Origin of the sequence: Methylobacterium brachythecii (genome assembly GCF_014196345.1) — a bacterium.
Lineage (GTDB): Bacteria > Pseudomonadota > Alphaproteobacteria > Rhizobiales > Beijerinckiaceae > Methylobacterium > Methylobacterium brachythecii.
In genome coordinates, this window is record NZ_JACIDN010000003.1 from 169,621 (window position 1) to 184,563 (window position 14,943).

12 protein-coding genes are annotated in these 14,943 nt (G+C 68.1%); 5 read left to right on the forward strand and 7 right to left on the reverse strand.

Features of this window, described 5'->3' with window-relative positions:
* Nucleotides 1-84: 84 nt before the first annotated feature.
* Nucleotides 85-768, reverse strand: a complete 684-nt coding sequence (locus GGR33_RS08455; protein ID WP_183503958.1) for an esterase/lipase family protein — start codon at nucleotides 766-768, stop codon at nucleotides 85-87.
* A 72-nt stretch (nucleotides 769-840) separates the two neighbouring features.
* Here GGR33_RS08455 and GGR33_RS08460 point away from each other — a divergent pair, with 72 nt between their 5' ends.
* From GGR33_RS08460 to GGR33_RS08470, 3 genes are all read left to right on the forward strand, one after another.
* On the forward strand, nucleotides 841-2,025 hold the full coding sequence (locus GGR33_RS08460; RefSeq protein WP_183503960.1) for an MFS transporter: 1,185 nt from the start codon (nucleotides 841-843) through the stop codon (nucleotides 2,023-2,025).
* Nucleotides 2,026-2,133: 108 nt separating this feature from the next.
* The gene (locus GGR33_RS08465) at nucleotides 2,134-4,326 is read left to right on the forward strand and encodes a primosomal protein N' (protein ID WP_183503962.1); all 2,193 of its coding nucleotides are present in this window, start codon (nucleotides 2,134-2,136) and stop codon (nucleotides 4,324-4,326) included.
* Between the two features lie 59 nt (nucleotides 4,327-4,385).
* On the forward strand, nucleotides 4,386-4,748 hold the full coding sequence (locus tag GGR33_RS08470; RefSeq protein WP_183503964.1) for a SpoIIAA family protein: 363 nt from the start codon (nucleotides 4,386-4,388) through the stop codon (nucleotides 4,746-4,748).
* A gap of 58 nt (nucleotides 4,749-4,806) precedes the next feature.
* Here GGR33_RS08470 and GGR33_RS08475 read toward each other — a convergent pair whose 3' ends face one another.
* The 6 genes from GGR33_RS08475 to lptF form a co-directional block, all read right to left on the reverse strand.
* Entirely contained in the window at nucleotides 4,807-5,205 is a 399-nt protein-coding gene (locus tag GGR33_RS08475; protein ID WP_183503966.1) for a hypothetical protein, read from the reverse strand.
* Between the two features lie 440 nt (nucleotides 5,206-5,645).
* On the reverse strand, nucleotides 5,646-6,497 hold the full coding sequence (rsmA, locus tag GGR33_RS08480; RefSeq protein WP_183505004.1) for a 16S rRNA (adenine(1518)-N(6)/adenine(1519)-N(6))-dimethyltransferase RsmA: 852 nt from the start codon (nucleotides 6,495-6,497) through the stop codon (nucleotides 5,646-5,648).
* Nucleotides 6,498-6,502: 5 nt separating this feature from the next.
* Nucleotides 6,503-7,519, reverse strand: coding sequence for a 4-hydroxythreonine-4-phosphate dehydrogenase PdxA (pdxA, locus tag GGR33_RS08485; RefSeq protein ID WP_183505002.1), 1,017 nt, complete (start codon nucleotides 7,517-7,519; stop codon nucleotides 6,503-6,505).
* Between the two features lie 27 nt (nucleotides 7,520-7,546).
* Nucleotides 7,547-10,141 (reverse strand): LPS-assembly protein LptD, encoded by a 2,595-nt coding sequence (locus GGR33_RS08490; RefSeq protein WP_183503968.1) that lies wholly within the window; start codon nucleotides 10,139-10,141, stop codon nucleotides 7,547-7,549.
* 56 nt (nucleotides 10,142-10,197) lie between these two features.
* Complete coding sequence (lptG, locus tag GGR33_RS08495) at nucleotides 10,198-11,286, reverse strand: LPS export ABC transporter permease LptG (RefSeq protein ID WP_183503970.1); 1,089 nt, start codon at nucleotides 11,284-11,286, stop codon at nucleotides 10,198-10,200.
* An 8-nt stretch (nucleotides 11,287-11,294) separates the two neighbouring features.
* Nucleotides 11,295-12,464, reverse strand: a complete 1,170-nt coding sequence (gene lptF / locus GGR33_RS08500) for an LPS export ABC transporter permease LptF (protein WP_183503972.1) — start codon at nucleotides 12,462-12,464, stop codon at nucleotides 11,295-11,297.
* Between the two features lie 208 nt (nucleotides 12,465-12,672).
* Between lptF and GGR33_RS08505 the strand changes: the two genes are divergently transcribed.
* A complete protein-coding gene (locus GGR33_RS08505; RefSeq protein WP_183503974.1) occupies nucleotides 12,673-14,169 on the forward strand; it encodes a leucyl aminopeptidase in 1,497 nt (498 codons plus the stop codon).
* Nucleotides 14,166-14,867, forward strand: coding sequence for a hypothetical protein (locus GGR33_RS08510; protein ID WP_183503976.1), 702 nt, complete (start codon nucleotides 14,166-14,168; stop codon nucleotides 14,865-14,867). Before GGR33_RS08505 ends, GGR33_RS08510 begins: the two co-directional genes overlap by 4 nt.
* Nucleotides 14,868-14,943: the final 76 nt, after the last annotated feature.

Here is a 14,943-nt window from a genome sequence, read left to right on the forward strand (position 1 = left end):
CCCGTGGGCCACGGCCTCGCGCAGGCCGCTTCTTAGAACAGTTTCGGTTCAGCGGGGAGCGGCTTTGAGACGCGAAAACGCGCTTCAGCGCGGATCGCTCGCGAAGCGACCCTCCCGCACGAAATGCAGCGCCTCGCGAATTACGCGGCGGTTCCACATCATGCTGACGTGGGTCGTGTGAAGGGTGAGGTGCGCGCTCATGCCGGGAACTCTCGTGCGGGCCACGGTGACGCGACCGTCATTCGGCCCTGGCAGCAGAAGCCAGGACTCGAGCGGGTAGAGGCTGCGGTCGGCCGCGATGACGCCGAGCGGATAGTCAACGGGGCCGAGCAGCCGCACGAGCCCCTCGCTCTGCCGCGTCACGAGTTGAGCCCCCGCAGGTCCGAAGAAGCTGCGGTACAGGCGCAGGCGATGTAGCGCGTCGGCGACCTCGCTCCCCCCATTCGGCGGTGCCAGCATGACCACCCGGCCGAGACGGACCGGCCGGTGCCGCGTGATCAGAGCGCGGGCGACAAGTCCGCCCATCGAATGCGTGACGACGTGAAGCTGCCCGACACGCGCTGAGAAGGCCTCGATCTCGGGACGAACGAGCCCGGCGATGGTGCCGAGAGCGGCCCGCCGTGCCGGATAGTCGATATTGAGCGTAGCATAGCCCGCCGTGGCGAAGGCCCGTTCCAGCTTTCGCATGGAGGCGGCCGTCCGCGCCGTGCCGTGCAGGAGCACGACGCCCTCCGGCCTGGCTTCCGCTGCATCGGCCGCGACGCTCATCGGGCATTCGGCTCGCAGGGCTGTAAGGTTGGAGCGATCATCGACCCATCGTAGCAGGCGAATCCGAACGCGATGACCAAGTCTGGCGCCGGCGGAGCGGGCAGGGGGCTCGGCGGCTACCTGACCCTGTTCGCCGCGCTCTACGGCGCATATGGCGCGCTTTCGCCCTTCCTGCCCGCATTCCTCGGCGAGCGGGGAGCGTCGCCGCAGCAGATCACGCTTTTCCTCGCGGCGGCCACCCTGACGCGCCTCGTCGGCGGCCCCCTCGCGGGACGGCTCGCTGACCGGACCGGCCGGACCCGGACCGTGCTCGCGGCGAGCCTCGCGCTCGCCGCAGCCTCGAACCTGGCGCTGATCGCGGGCCATGACTTCTGGTCGCTGATCGCCATCGGCATCGTCCAGGCAGTGTGGACGGCGCCGCTCGCGCCACTGGCCGATGCCCTGGCGCTGTCGGCGGCACGAGGCGGCAGGGCGTTCGAGTACGGTTGGGTGCGCGCCTCCGGCTCCGCCGCCTTCATCATGGCGACCATCTTGACCGGCTTTCTCGCCGATTTCTGGGGGAGTGCGGCGGGCCTTTGGGTCTGTGGCGCGGCTTTCGCCGGGGCGGCCGTCGTCGCGACACGGGTCGCCACATCGTCCCACCCACACTCTCATCCCGAGGTGATGAGTGGGACAATGCCCTCGCGGAGCGGCTTTCTCGCGCTTGTCGCGATCCCGGCCTTCCGCCGCGTCGTCCTCGCCGCCGCCCTCGTGATCGGCGCTCATGCCATGCACGACGCCTTCGCGGTGATCGTCTGGCGCGAGGCGGAAATCTCGTCCCGAACCGCGGGCCTGCTCTGGTCAATATCGGTGGCCGCCGAGATCCTCGTGTTCCTCTCTGCCGGTCCATGGCTCCTGGCGCGGATCGGGCCGCCCGGCGTGATCGCCCTCGCGGCCTTCGCCGGTGCCCTGCGCTGGGCGGTGCAGGGCGCGACGACGTGGCTGCCGGCACTGGTCGCCATTCAGGGGCTTCACGGGCTGACCTTCGCGGCTCTGCATCTCGCCTGCCTCGCGCTCATCGAGCGATCCGTGCCGGACGGGCTGCGCGCGACGGCGCTCGGCGTCTATGGAGCGCTCGGCCTCGGCCTCGCTTCGGCCCTGCTGACGCTCGCCTCCGGCCAGCTCTTCGGCGTCTTCGGCATTCGGGCCTTCTGGGCGATGAGCGCGCTCAGCCTCGCGGCAATCCCGCTGGCCCTGTCGCTTCGTGCCGGGAAATGACGTAGCGCTCCCCCGCCGCCGAGCGCATCCGATGCGCTGGATCGACAGCGAACCAGTACAAATGTAGAACAAAAGGCCGCGAGCCTGTAGCCTTCCTCGTCAGGTCTCATGCCTCAGATCGCCGACATCCTGATCCCTTTGGCCCTCGACACCGCCTACAGCTATGCGGTGCCGGCCGGCCTCACGCTCGATGAAGGCGATGTCGTGCAGGTTCCCCTCGGCCCACGCGAGATCGTCGGCGTGGTCTGGGGCGTCGAGGAGCGCGCCTCGGGCGGCAACCTGCGTCCCGTCAGCGGCCGGATAGAGGTCGCGCCCCTGTCGGAACCGCTGCGGCGGCTCGTCGACTGGCTGGCGCGCTACACCCTCGCGCCGAAGGGCTCCGCGCTCGCCATGGCGCTTCGCCTGCCCGACGAGACCGCCCGCACCGAGACCATGCGCGTCGGCGTGCGCTCTGCCGGCAAGCCGCCCTCCCGGCCCACCGCCGCCCGCGACAAGGTGCTCGCGGTCGCCGCGGATGGTGGCGTGCGCGGCAAGAGTGCGCTCGCAAAGGAGGCCGGCGTCTCGCTGAGCGTGGTCGACGGACTGATCGACGACGGCGCCTTGGAGTCGGTGGCCCTACTGCCCGAGCCGGTGGCTCTGCCGCCGGACCCGGATTTTCCGCGCGAGACGCCGCTCTCGGAGGCGCAGGATGCGGCGGCGCGAAAGATGATTGCCGCCTTTGACCCGACCCCGTCTTCCGCAGAGGGGAGAGGGTTCGGCGCCACCATCCTCCTCGAAGGCGTCACCGGCTCCGGCAAGACCGAGGTCTATTTCGAAGCCGTCGCCGAATGCGTACGGCGCGGCCGGCAGGCGCTCGTGCTGATGCCCGAAATTGCGCTGACGGCGCAGTTTCTCGACCGGTTCGCGGCGCGGTTCGGCGTGCGGCCGGCGACCTGGCACTCGGGCGTCGGTGGCCGGCGCCGGGAGAGGCTGCGGGCCGGTGTGGCGTCAGGCGAGGTGTCGGTGGTGGTCGGCGCGCGCTCCGCGCTGTTCCTGCCCTTCACCGATCTCGGCCTCATTGTCGTCGATGAGGAGCACGAGACCGCCTACAAGCAGGAGGACGGTGTCCACTACCATGCCCGCGACATGGCCGTGGTGCGCGGCCGGCTCGAAGGCTGCCCGGTGGTGCTCGCCTCGGCGACGCCCTCGATCGAATCGCGGGTGAACGCCCAGCGCGGCCGCTACGGGCATATCGTGCTGCCCGAGCGTTTCGGCGGCCGCCGGCTCCCCGACATCACCGCCATCGACATGCGGCTCGACAAGCCCGAGCGCGGCCGCTTCCTGTCGCCCCCCATGGTAGCGGCGGTGAAGAAGACCGTAGCGGATGGCGAGCAGGCCCTGCTCTTCCTCAACCGGCGCGGCTATGCCCCGCTGACGCTCTGCAGCGCCTGCGGCCATCGCTACCAGTGCCGCAACTGCTCGACCTGGCTGGTGGAGCACCGCTTTCGCAAGGCGCTGGTCTGCCACCATTGCGGCTACACCGAGCGCAAGCCCGAGGCCTGCGTCGAATGCGGCGCCTTCGATCATCTCACCCCTTGCGGGCCGGGCGTCGAGCGCATCGCCGAGGAAGCCGCCGCGCTGTTTCCTGACAAGCGCATCATCGTGCTGTCGAGCGACTTTCCGGGGGGCACCGAACGGCTGCGCCAGGAACTCGAGGCGGTCGCGGCCGGCGAGTGCGACATCGTCATCGGCACGCAACTCGTCGCCAAGGGACACAACTTCCCGCATCTGACGCTGGTCGGCGTGCTCGACGCGGATATCGGCCTCACCTCCGGCGATCCGCGCGCCGCCGAGCGCACCTTCCAGCTCCTGCAGCAGGTCACGGGCCGGGCAGGGCGCGGAGAGCGGCCGGGGCGCGCCCTGGTGCAGACCTATCAGCCGGATCACCCAGTGATCGCGGCCCTGCTCTCGGGAGAGGCCGAGCGCTTCTACGAGGAGGAGATCGGTGCGCGCGAGGCGGCCGGTCTGCCGCCCTTCGGCCGATTGGCGGCGCTGATCGTATCGGCGGCCGAGCGCGAGATGGCGGAAGCGCATGGGCAGGCCATGGCCCGAATCGCCGATCCGCCGGCCGGGATCATGGTTCTGGGGCCCGCCGAGGCGCCGCTGGCGCTGGTGCGCGGGCGCTACCGCTTCCGGCTGCTGGTAAAAACCGACCGGGGAATCGACATCCAGGGCTATCTGCGCGATTGGCTTGCCAGGAGCCCGAAGCCGCGCGGCAGTACCAAAGTCACGATCGACGTGGATCCGCAGAGCTTCCTCTAGGGTTTGGCAGCGTTCCTGCCTTCACACGCAGACTGCGTATCGCGAGGAGCTCGAAGACCGTGCTGACCTACGAGAAAAAGCCCAAATCCAATTTCGCCGAGATCGTCGTCGATGGGAAAATCACCGACGAGGAGATGAACACCGTCATGGCGGCGATGAAGGCCGACCTCGACTCGGGGACCAAGCTGAAGCTGCTGGAGGATATTCGCACATTCGAGGGCATGGAGCCGGCGGCCTTCTTCAAGGACCCCCGCTTCGGCATCTCGATGATGAAGGGCGTGAGCCACGTGGCGCTCGTCACCGATGCGCAATGGCTGAAGGTGGTCGCGGAGACGTTCAGCTTCGTCTCGCCGACGCAGATCAAGGTCTTCGAGCGTGCCAAGATCGACGAGGCGCGCGCCTGGCTCAACGCTGCCGCCTGAGGGCGAGGCAGCTCGCCGATAACGGCGGACCGGTTAACCCGGCCCGTCTTGAAGACCGCTAGTCGGCCTGCGCGGTCCGCGTGGTGTGACGATGCGCCGTCCAGCGGCCCGAGCAGAGCGAAGACACCTTCCAGGAGCCCGAGCCGCTCTGCGTCTGGAGGCGGCCTGAGGCGGAGCCGCTCGCCGCGCTGGTCGCGACGTTGAGGCCGACCGCTCCGTCCTTGCCGACCCGCCCGGTGACCGTGGCACCGCTGCTCGATGCCTTCGCGATCGGACGCACCTGCCCGTCGATCACCGAGAGCGAGTAGCTGTAGCGCGCATCGCAGAACGCGCCGCTCTCCGTCACCAGCTCAACCGACCAGGTGCCATCGTAGTTGGCGTCACGCGCACCCGCCGGCAGGGTGAGATGCGAGGTCAGGCCGGCGGCGAGGGCGAGCGTGAGAGCGAGCTTCGACATGCGTCATCCATCGGAGAGGGTCGGGCGACCCGAAGCAGTGCCCTGCCTCGAACCAGTGAGTACTGAGAATGAGCGCAGCATAGCTGACGAAACGGCGAGAATATGACGCACAGAAGCTGAGCCATAGTAAATCGACCGGATACGGCCAAGTTTGAGTAACATATTCTGTAAAAAATGTACCTGTTGTCGGATGCCAAGGGGCTAATCTTGAGCCTGCTGTCGAAGGTAGATTATTCCCCTTCGAACAGATCCGGGCATCTGACCTTTCACGAGCAGGGCGCCCCAGCCGTTCCAACAGGCAGGCTCGCGGCGCTGCCTCCCAAGCATGGCGACGAAAAAAAGCCCGCGCCGGACGAGCCGGGCGGGGGTGGGAAGGTTTCGCGCTCCTTGGAGGACGGCGCATTATGGTCAACGGCCGCGCGACGGGCCTTAATCCACGCTCACGCTCGTGCCGCGGCTGCCAGGGCACGGGCCAGGGCAACGAAACCCTCGACCGGCACCTCCTCCGCACGGGCCGTCTCCGGCAGACCCGTCGCCGTCAGGAGGCCGATCGGGTCGGGCGTCGCTGCCTTGAGGCTCTGGCGCAGCATCTTACGCCGCTGCCCGAAAGCGGCGCGGGTCACCATCTCCAGCGCTTTCATCGAGCAGGGCAGCGGTTCGCCTCGCGGCACGATCGACACCACGCTCGACGTGATCTTCGGCGGCGGCACGAAGGCGGAGGCCGCGACATCGAACAGGATCGAGGCCTGAGCGCGCCAGCCGCAGAGCACGCCAAGCCGCCCGTAATTCGCCCGATCGTCTGTGTCGGCGACGATGCGCTCGGCCACCTCGCGCTGGAACATCAGCACGGCCCGGTCCCACCAGGGCGGCCAAGCCGCATCGGTCAGCCAATCGGTGAGGAGGGCGGTGCCGACGTTGTAGGGAAGGTTCGCCACAATCCGCGCCGGACCCGTTCCGATCAGCGGACGTGGATCGAAGCCGACGGCGTCTGCGTCGATCACCTCCAGCCGACCGGGATAATGGGCCGCGATCTCGGCCAGGGCCGGCAGGGCGCGAGGATCGCGCTCGATCGCCACAACCTTGCCGGCGCCCTCCGCCAGCAAGGCTCGTGTCAGGCCGCCAGGTCCCGGGCCGACTTCGACCACGGTGACGCCGTCGAGGGGGCCTGCCGCGCGCGCGATCCGTCCGGTCAGGTTGAGATCGAAGAGGAAATTTTGCCCGAGCGCTTTCTTCGGCTCCAGGCCGTGCCGCCTCACCACCTCGCGCAGAGGCGGAAGGCCGTCGGAGGCCATCTCGCTCATGGCCGCGCCGCGAGGCGGTGAGCGAGGCGCAGGGCGGCGATCAGACTGTCGGGCCGCGCGATGCCCTGGCCGGCGATGTCGAAGGCCGTGCCGTGGTCCGGCGAAGTTCGGACGAAAGGCAGCCCGAGGGTGACGTTGACGCCGTCATCGAAGGCTAGCGTCTTGATCGGGATCAGCGCCTGGTCGTGGGTCGGCGTCAGCGCGACGTCATAGGCCGCCCTGGCCCGCTCGTGAAACAGGGTGTCGGCCGGCAGCGGGCCGCGGATGTCGATGCCCTCGGAGCGCAGCTTTGCCACCGCCGGGGCGAGGACGTCGCGGTCCTCGGTGCCCATGGTCCCGGCCTCGCCCGCATGCGGGTTCAGGCCAGCGAGCACGAGCCGAGGAGCAGGCAGGTCAAAACGCTCGCGCAGCCCTGCATGGACGACCCGCGCGGTACGCTCGACGAGATCCTGCGTCAGCAGATCCGGGACGCGGCGCAGGGCGACGTGGATCGTGACCGGAACTACGGAGAGCGTCTCGCTCCACAGCAGCATGACCGGCAGGGGCGCGTCGCGGCCCGGCTCCGTGGCGAGGGCCGCCAGGAACTCGGTATGTCCCGGATGCGCGAAGCCGACCTGGGTCAGGACGAATTTGGCGATTGGATTAGTCACGACCGCCGAGGCGCGGCGCGCACGGACCAGCTCGACCGCTGCGGTGATCGACTCGATGATCGCGCCCGCGTTGGCGGGGTCTGGCAGGCCGGGCGTGGTCGCGACTCGCGTGCCGCTCGGCAGCGGCCAAACCGGCAAGGCACGCGGAAACACCTCGACGGCGTATTCCGGATCGACCTCGGCCACCGGCACGAACAATCCGAGCCGATGCGCGGCGGCCTCCAGGAATTCCGGATCGCCGATCAGCAGGAAGGGCGGGACGTCCCGCTCCGCCCTGGCACGCCAGGCGGCGAGGGTGAGCTCGGGTCCGATCCCCGCCGGATCGCCAAGGGTGAGCGCCAGTGGCGTGTCGTCGGTCATGATCCGGCGACGCCTACAGCAATCCGGCGCTCAGCGCACCGCGGAGATACCGTCGGCGGTCGTGATCGTGTTGACGTTCTGCTTCAGGTCCGCCTCGCCGAGCGTCTTCAGCTCGACTCGGAAGAGCACGGTCTGGTTCTTCTCGCGGGTGCCGAGCGCCGTGGCGATCGGCGAGTTGATGTAGTTCAGCGAGACCGTGGTGCATTCGTCCTGGTAGCCGGCTCCGACGCTCAGCCCGGTCAGGAAGAAGCGGTCGCCGGGCGAATAGACCGGCGGTGCACCCACGGGGTTGGCGAGGTAGTTCGTCAGAGCGTCGTTGTAGAAGTCGCGATTGTCGAGATAGCGGGTCAGGTCGAACAGCACCGAGCCCGAGACGAACCAGTTCGGCGTGACGTGATACGTCGCGGAGGCGGTGATGCCCTCGCGCCGATGGTCGAAGCCGAGGGCCGGCTGCGCGCCGTTATAGGAATAGAACACCGAGGTATCGAGCGGCAGGAACGGCGCGAAGCGCGCGATCACGCCCGCTTCGAAGCGGTTCAGGCTGAAATCGTTCTGGGCGAGCCGGGTGCGGGCGATGAAGGAGATGTTCTTATTCGGCGACACCTGAGCCCGGCCGACGAAATCGGAATACTGGTTCTCCAGGCCGGAATCGAGCCCGACATTGGCGATGTCGCCGCGCCGGAACGAGTTCACGCCGGCGATGGCGATCGACTCGCCGGCCATCAGGTTGGCGTACCAGCCCGAAGGCGTGACCACCGAGTACTGGCCGCCGACATTGGCGCGAATGCCGCCCTCGACGCGATCGTAGCCGGAGAACTTGTCCCACTCGAACAGCGAGGTGTCGTCGAAGACGAGGCTCTGCGCATCCTCGTTCGGCAGACGGCCGATCCGGGTCTCGCTCGGCCGCGCAATCACTTGGGCGATCGGCTCGATCGTGTGAACGCCGAGCGCGCCGAAATCCGAGACGAAGGGATAGCGCCAGTCGATACCGATCGCCGGCATCACCCGGCTTACGGCACCGTCGTTGACCGACGCGATGCTGCTGACGTTGGCGTTCTGGTAACCCGTCAGGCTCGGGCTGTCGAAGAACGTGTCCGCGCGCAGATAGGTGAACGGCGTCCACGCCATCCCGTAATCGTCGATGAAGGTCCGCCGCCAGGAGGCCTGGGCCGACAGGCGGGTATCCGTCCCGGCGAGGCCGCGAACCAGGCAGGTGCTGCGCGTGAAGGTGCTGCAGGTCTCGTAGAGCGGATAGTTGACCCCGCCGACGCTCGGCGAGAACACGTAGGCGTTGGTCCGCGGGATGCCTTGGAAGTCCGTGGCGTCGCGGGTCATGCTCGTGAGGTTCGTCTGGAGGCGCAATTCGCCGCCGAGCACGCCCGGGCCGTTGATCCGCTTGTCGTAGTCGATCACCGGGGCGACGATCGGCTGCTCTTTCTGCCAGTCGAAGCTCGACAGGGACTTGAAGTAGTAGCCGCGCGCCTCGAACCAGGAGCGGTCGCCCTGGCCGATCAGGTAGGCCGTCGACACCGCCTCGCGGAAGTAGTCGGTGGTCACGTTCTGGTTGCGGATGCGGTAGTTGTCGAGGAACCACTTGTCGGTCACGCCGACGACATCCCAGCCCATGCGCCAGCGGTCGTTGATGTAGAAGCGGCCCTTCGACTCCACCGAGCCGCGGAAGTCACGATCCGCCGCGCCGAGCGGACCGGGCAGGAACGCGCTCGGCGTCTGCTGCGAGATGCCGGACAGGCGGATGCTGAATTGGCCGTTGTCGAAGCGCTGGCGGTACTCGGCCTGTCCGAGCACGCCCTGGCGGCTGACGAAGGTCGGCGTGATCGTCAGGTCGTAGCTCGGGTCGAGGTTGATGAAGTACGGAATGCCGGCGCCGGTGCCGAGCGCCGTCGAGGTCACGAAGCGAGGCGTCAGGAAGCCGGTCTTGCGCTTCACCGACGGGTCGGCCGACTCGAAATACGGCAGGTAGGCGATGGGGATGCCGCCGATCTCGAGGGTCGAGTCCTCGTAGTAGATCGTGTGAGTCTCGCTGTTCTGGATGATCTTGGCAGCCTTGATCTGCCAGAGCGGCGGTCGTTCGGGATGGTCCTTACAGGGCTCGCAGGCCGTGTAGGTCGCGTAATCGAAGCTCGTCTGCTCGCCGTCGATCCGCTCGGCGCGGGGCGCCGAGATGCGGGTGCGGAGCGGCTGACCCTTCGACTGGACCGTCGTCTGGATGCGCAGGCTGTCGATGAAGCCGCTCTTGAAGTCGTCCGTCAGCTCCATCCGCTCGCCGGTGACGACCGAGCCGGTCTCGTCGGTGAGTCGGACGTTGCCCTCGGCAAAGACCCGGCTGGTGCCGCGATCGTAGCGGACGCGGTCCGCCTGCAGGATGCGAGCGCCGTAATGCAGCTCCGCATTGCCCCGGGCAGTCACGGTGTTGTGGTCGTTGTCGTAGATCAGCTCGGCGGCCTCGACGAGCAGGCGCTCGTTGGGCTTCGGCTTCGAGGCGGCGGCGAGCTTGTTCTCGAATGCGCTCTGGGCAAGCGCCTGCGACGCCCCGGCGGTGATCGCACCCGAGAGCAGAAGCAGAGCCAAGCCGGCCTGGACCGTGATGTCGGCGACCTTACGCAACGGGTCTCCAAAACCTTTTCCCGGGTCGCCGTCGCGTCTCGCACCTGAAGGCGGGCCTAGCCGTCTTCCTGGTAGAGAAGCGTGAGCGTACCGAGCAAACTCCCTACCACGGCCGGGAACCACGCCGCCACTGGCGGTGTGATCAAACCCGAGGCTCCCAACCCTTCCGCGACCTGTCGGACCACGTAGAGAAGGAAGCCCGCCGCCACCCCGCCGAGCACCAGTTTCCCCACTCCACCAAAGCGGAAGAACCTTAAGGAAACCGTTGCTGCGACTAGCACCATCGCCAAAAACAGCAGCGGCCGGGCGGTCAGGACATCGTACTGAAGTCGGTACCGCGTGGCGTCCAAACCGGACCGTTCGGTGCGTGCGATGGTCTCCTGCAGTTGCCAGAAGGGCACAGATTCCGGGGGGGTAAAGCGCTGCCGCACCTGCCCCGGGTCGAGACTCGACGCGATGAGGTAGGTGTCGAAGCTCTCCGGAGGCGCGTCCTTGGCGAGGAGACGCACGTCCTGCAATTCCCAGTACCCATCGTGCAGGATCGCGCGGGCGGCCTCGATGTGGGCCTCGAAGAGGCCGGTATCGCCGAAGGTGAACACCGTGACTCCGGCGAGCGTCGTCGTCCCCTCCACCGCCGTCTCTGCGCGGATTATCGCCTCTCCGTCGAGGCCGCGCTGGCGCAGCCAGAGATCCTTGCCCGATCCCACCTTCTTCGACTTAGCGAAGATCTTCGCCTCGATCTCGGTGGAGCGCTGCTTCATCACGGCCGAGACCGGGTTGTAGATCCCGATCGACACGGCACCGATGCCGAGCGCGACGAACGCGCCGGGTTGGAGAAACTGCCAGGCCGAGATGCCGGCCGCCCGCGCCACCACCAGCTCCAACTTGCGTGAGAGCTGCAGCAGGGCCGCCATCGATCCGAACAGGACGGCGAACGGCAGGACGCCCTCGGCGACTGCCGGTGTGCGGTAGAAGGCGAGCTTCGCCATCAAGCCGGGCGAGGCGCCCTCGGCATCGCCGGCGCGCCGGAGCAGCTCGACGAAGTCGAGGGTGTACACCAGCGCGAACACGGTGACGAACACACCGAGGATGGTGCGCACGAAGCGCAGGGCGAAATAGCGCCCCAGCGTCGGCCCGATCAGCATCGCGGCGCTCAGCCCGTGCCGAGACGCGGCCGCCGCAACAGGCCGGCGAGCCGGTCCTTCGCGAAGCGTCCGAGAGAGGCGTTGAACGCGCGGACCCGGGCGCCCTGGAAGATCAGCAGGCAGGACAGGCCGGCGGCGACGAGCGGCACGGCGTAGATCGCGACGACGGCACCCTGGCTCCGTACAGCGGCGCTCGAGGCTGCGAAGCCGGCGATGCGGCAGGCGACCACTGCGGTGACCGCGCTGGCCATCGCCAGGCCGCGGCCCTGGCGCGTGGTGCGCGGATCTCCGAGTGCCGCGAAGGCGATCAGGGCGAGGGCCAGCGGGTAGAGCCACGCGGACAGCCTGTCGTGCAGCTCGGCCCGGAAGCGGCCCTTCTGAAGCTTGTACAGGTTCTCGGAGGTATCGGGGAACAGCAGCTGCGAGGTCGAGCGCTCGCGCGGCTTGTAGATGACGTCGCCGTCGGGCGGAGAAAACGCGGCGAGGTCGACCGCGTAGCGCTCGAAGGTCACGATCGAGGAATCGCGCGAGTCCTTCTGCTGGCGATGCACGCTACCGTTGGTGAGCGTCAGGTAGGTCTGCCCGTCATAGTCGGTGACCACGCCCTTCTCGGCGAGGTAGACCACGGTCTTCCCCGCTTCTCGCTTGTCCTGGATGAACAGCCCCTTGAGAGACCCGTCGCGGCCGCGCTCGCGGAAGTGGAAGGTGATGCCGCTATCGAGCGAGGTGAACTGGCCCTCCTTCACGACGTTCGCGACGAAGTCGCCGCGCACGCGGGTGAGCACGTCGCGCAATTCCTGGAAGGAAGAGGGCATCACCTGGATGGTCAGGAAGGCCACCATCACGCTCACCGCCATGGCGAGCGTGAAAAACGGCTTGAGGATATGCCGAGGCGCCATGCCAGCAGCCGACATCACGATCAGCTCGGAATCGCCGTTCAGCCTGTTCAGCGCGTAGATCACCGCGATGAACAGCGCCACCGGCGCGATCACCGTGATCAACGTCGGAAGCGACAAGCCTGTGATCAGCAGGAAGATCAGCAGCGTCTGACCCTTCGCCGTGACGAGGTCGAGCTCGCGCAGGGCCTGCGTCACCCAGATCGTGCCCGTCAGGCCGATCAGGCAGGCGAGGAAAGCGCCGAGTGTGATCCTGAAGATGTAACGCTCGATATGGGTCATCGCCCGTCGCGCCAAGCCGTTCTCGCCGCGGGTATTCCGGATGCCCGCCCGACCCGGAACCCACGGCTCAGATACCCTGAGTTGGGCCGTTTCACGGCGCTCCTCCGTCGCGTTGCGTTCTGCGCCTCAGAGGGTACACAAGACCGGGGCGCCGCTCGTGATCGGGCGAATGACGCCCCGAAGGCAAGAGGGTCGGAAAGCTTATAAGATGGCGGATGGTATCGGAATCGCCTTTCAACCCCTCTCCTCGAAGGGCTCCGGCGACCTCGTCGTCTTCGTGGGTGACGACCTTGCCCTCTCGTCGGCCGCATCGGACCTGCTCGGGACGGCCGGCGTCGAACTGGTCGCACGCGCAGCGGCCAGCGAGCGCTTCAAGGGCAAGTCGCAGAGCGCGTTGACGCTGCCCGCGCCGGCCGGCGTCGCGGCGGACCGGCTCGTCGTGGTCGGCCTCGGCTCCGACAAGGACCGCGCGAAGATCGACTACGTGACGCTCGGCGGCTTCGCCACCGGCAAGGTCGGCGGCCGGACGGCGCGCGTCGCCCTCGACTGGCCGGGTAGCGAGCCCTCGGCACGGGACGTGGCCGACTTCACCCTCGGCGCGCGCCTGCGCAGCTACAGCTTCGACCGCTACAAGACGAAGAAGAAGCCTGAGGCGGAGGACGAGCGCACGACGCAGCTCACGGTGCTGAGCGCCGATCCCGCCGCTGCCGAGAAGGCGGCCGAGGCCGCTCGCGCCGTCGCCGATGGCGTCATCCTCGCCCGCAACCTCGTCAACGAACCGCCGAACGTCCTCTTTCCGGAGGAATACGCTCGTCGGGCCTCCGAGCTGACCAAGCTCGGCGTCGAGGTCGAAATCCTCGACGTCGCTAGGATGCGCGAACTCGGCATGGGCGCGTTGCTCGCCGTGGCCCAGGGCTCGGCCCGCGAGCCGCGCATCGCCGTGATGCGCTGGAACGGGGCCGACGACAAATCCGCGCCGCCGCTCGCGCTGATTGGCAAAGGCGTGGTGTTCGATTCCGGTGGCGTCTCGATCAAGTCGGCCGGCGGCATGGAAGACATGAAGGGCGACATGGGCGGTTCCGCCGCCGTGGTCGGCACCATTCACGCGCTCGCCGCACGCGGTGCCAAGGTGAACGTCGTCGGCGCTATCGGCATCGTCGAGAACATGCCCGACGGCAATTCCTATCGGCCCTCCGACATCGTGACCTCGATGTCCGGCCAGACCATCGAGGTGATCAACACCGATGCCGAGGGCCGGCTCGTGCTGGCGGACGTGATCTGGCACGTGAACAAGGCCTACAAGCCGCGGGCGATCATCGATCTCGCAACGCTCACCGGCGCGATCATCGTGGCGCTCGGCCAGGACATCGCGGGCCTGTTCTCGAACGACGACGAACTCTCCGCCGCGATCACCGCTGCCGGCGAGGCCGCCGGCGAGAAGGTCTGGCGGATGCCGCTGATCCCGGCCTACGACAAGGCGATCGACTCGAAATTCGCCGACATGAAGAACACCGGCGGCCGCCATGGCGGCGCGGCAACCGCCGCGTCCTTCATCAAGCGCTACGTCGGCGAGACGCCGTGGGCGCATCTCGACATCGCCGGCGTTGGCATGTCGTCCAGCCCGAGCGAGATCAACCGCAGCTGGGGCTCCGGCTGGGGCGTTCGTCTGCTCGACCGGCTGGTGCGCGACACGTACGAGGGGTGAGCATCTCGGCGATCCTCGTGGCGGCGGCGCCCCTCGCCGCCGCGCTCGCCGCGCTGCTCGCCGCGTTCGTCACGGGATTCGACCAGAGCACGCCGGCCCCGGCCGAGATCGGGACGCGCTTCTACGGATTCTTCCTCGACCATTATCCGCTCTTCGCCTTCGCGATCATCTATGCCCTCGCGCGGGTGATCGCGGTGGCAATTGCCCCGGGGCCGTCGGCAATCTTGCGGCGCGTGCTCGGAGCGCTCGCCGGCCTCGTTCTGGTGCTCGCTCTCAGCCTGCACCCGACCTTCGGCGGGCTCGTCCTGCGCGGCGGCTTCATGACCGGGGGCATGGCGTTCCTCAACCAGATGCCAATGGGGGCCGCCTACGCGCTGGGCGCGGCGGTTGCCGCATCGGCGTTCGGCGCTGCCATGGGGCTCGGTGTGGTGATCGCCGGACAGCCGTCGCTGGAGCGCGTCGCCCGGTTGCGCCGCATCGGGCGTGGGTTGGCCAGCGTTGGCGGGCGGTTTCTGGCGCTCTGGTTTGCTCTCGCCGTGCTCGGCTTCGCCCGCACCATCGGCTTCGGACCATGGCCTCGGCGCCCGCTCGATGCCGGCGACGCCCTTCTGGTGGCGGCCTGTCTCGTCGTCGCGTTCCTGCCGCACGCGCTGATCTCCGCTGTGCGGGCCAATCAGTCGGCACCGACCGCGGGTTGATCGCTCCCGGCCGATCCCGTTAAGCCAGAGGGCAAGGCGGGCAACCGTACGAGCCGCGACAAGGCTCGACGTAGGG

What these genes read in the sequence shown, in the direction of transcription:
- GGR33_RS08455 (WP_183503958.1), bottom strand. Translation starts at nt 768, where the DNA reads ATGAGCGTCGCGGCCGATGCAGCGGAAGCCAGGCCGGAGGGCGTCGTG.
- rsmA (WP_183505004.1), bottom strand. Translation starts at nt 6,497, where the DNA reads ATGGCCTCCGACGGCCTTCCGCCTCTGCGCGAGGTGGTGAGGCGGCAC.
- GGR33_RS08475 (WP_183503966.1), bottom strand. Translation starts at nt 5,205, where the DNA reads ATGTCGAAGCTCGCTCTCACGCTCGCCCTCGCCGCCGGCCTGACCTCG.
- GGR33_RS08505 (WP_183503974.1), top strand. Translation starts at nt 12,673, where the DNA reads ATGGCGGATGGTATCGGAATCGCCTTTCAACCCCTCTCCTCGAAGGGC.
- GGR33_RS08460 (WP_183503960.1), top strand. Translation starts at nt 841, where the DNA reads ATGACCAAGTCTGGCGCCGGCGGAGCGGGCAGGGGGCTCGGCGGCTAC.
- lptG (WP_183503970.1), bottom strand. Translation starts at nt 11,286, where the DNA reads ATGCTGATCGGGCCGACGCTGGGGCGCTATTTCGCCCTGCGCTTCGTG.
- lptF (WP_183503972.1), bottom strand. Translation starts at nt 12,464, where the DNA reads ATGACCCATATCGAGCGTTACATCTTCAGGATCACACTCGGCGCTTTC.
- GGR33_RS08465 (WP_183503962.1), top strand. Translation starts at nt 2,134, where the DNA reads ATGCCTCAGATCGCCGACATCCTGATCCCTTTGGCCCTCGACACCGCC.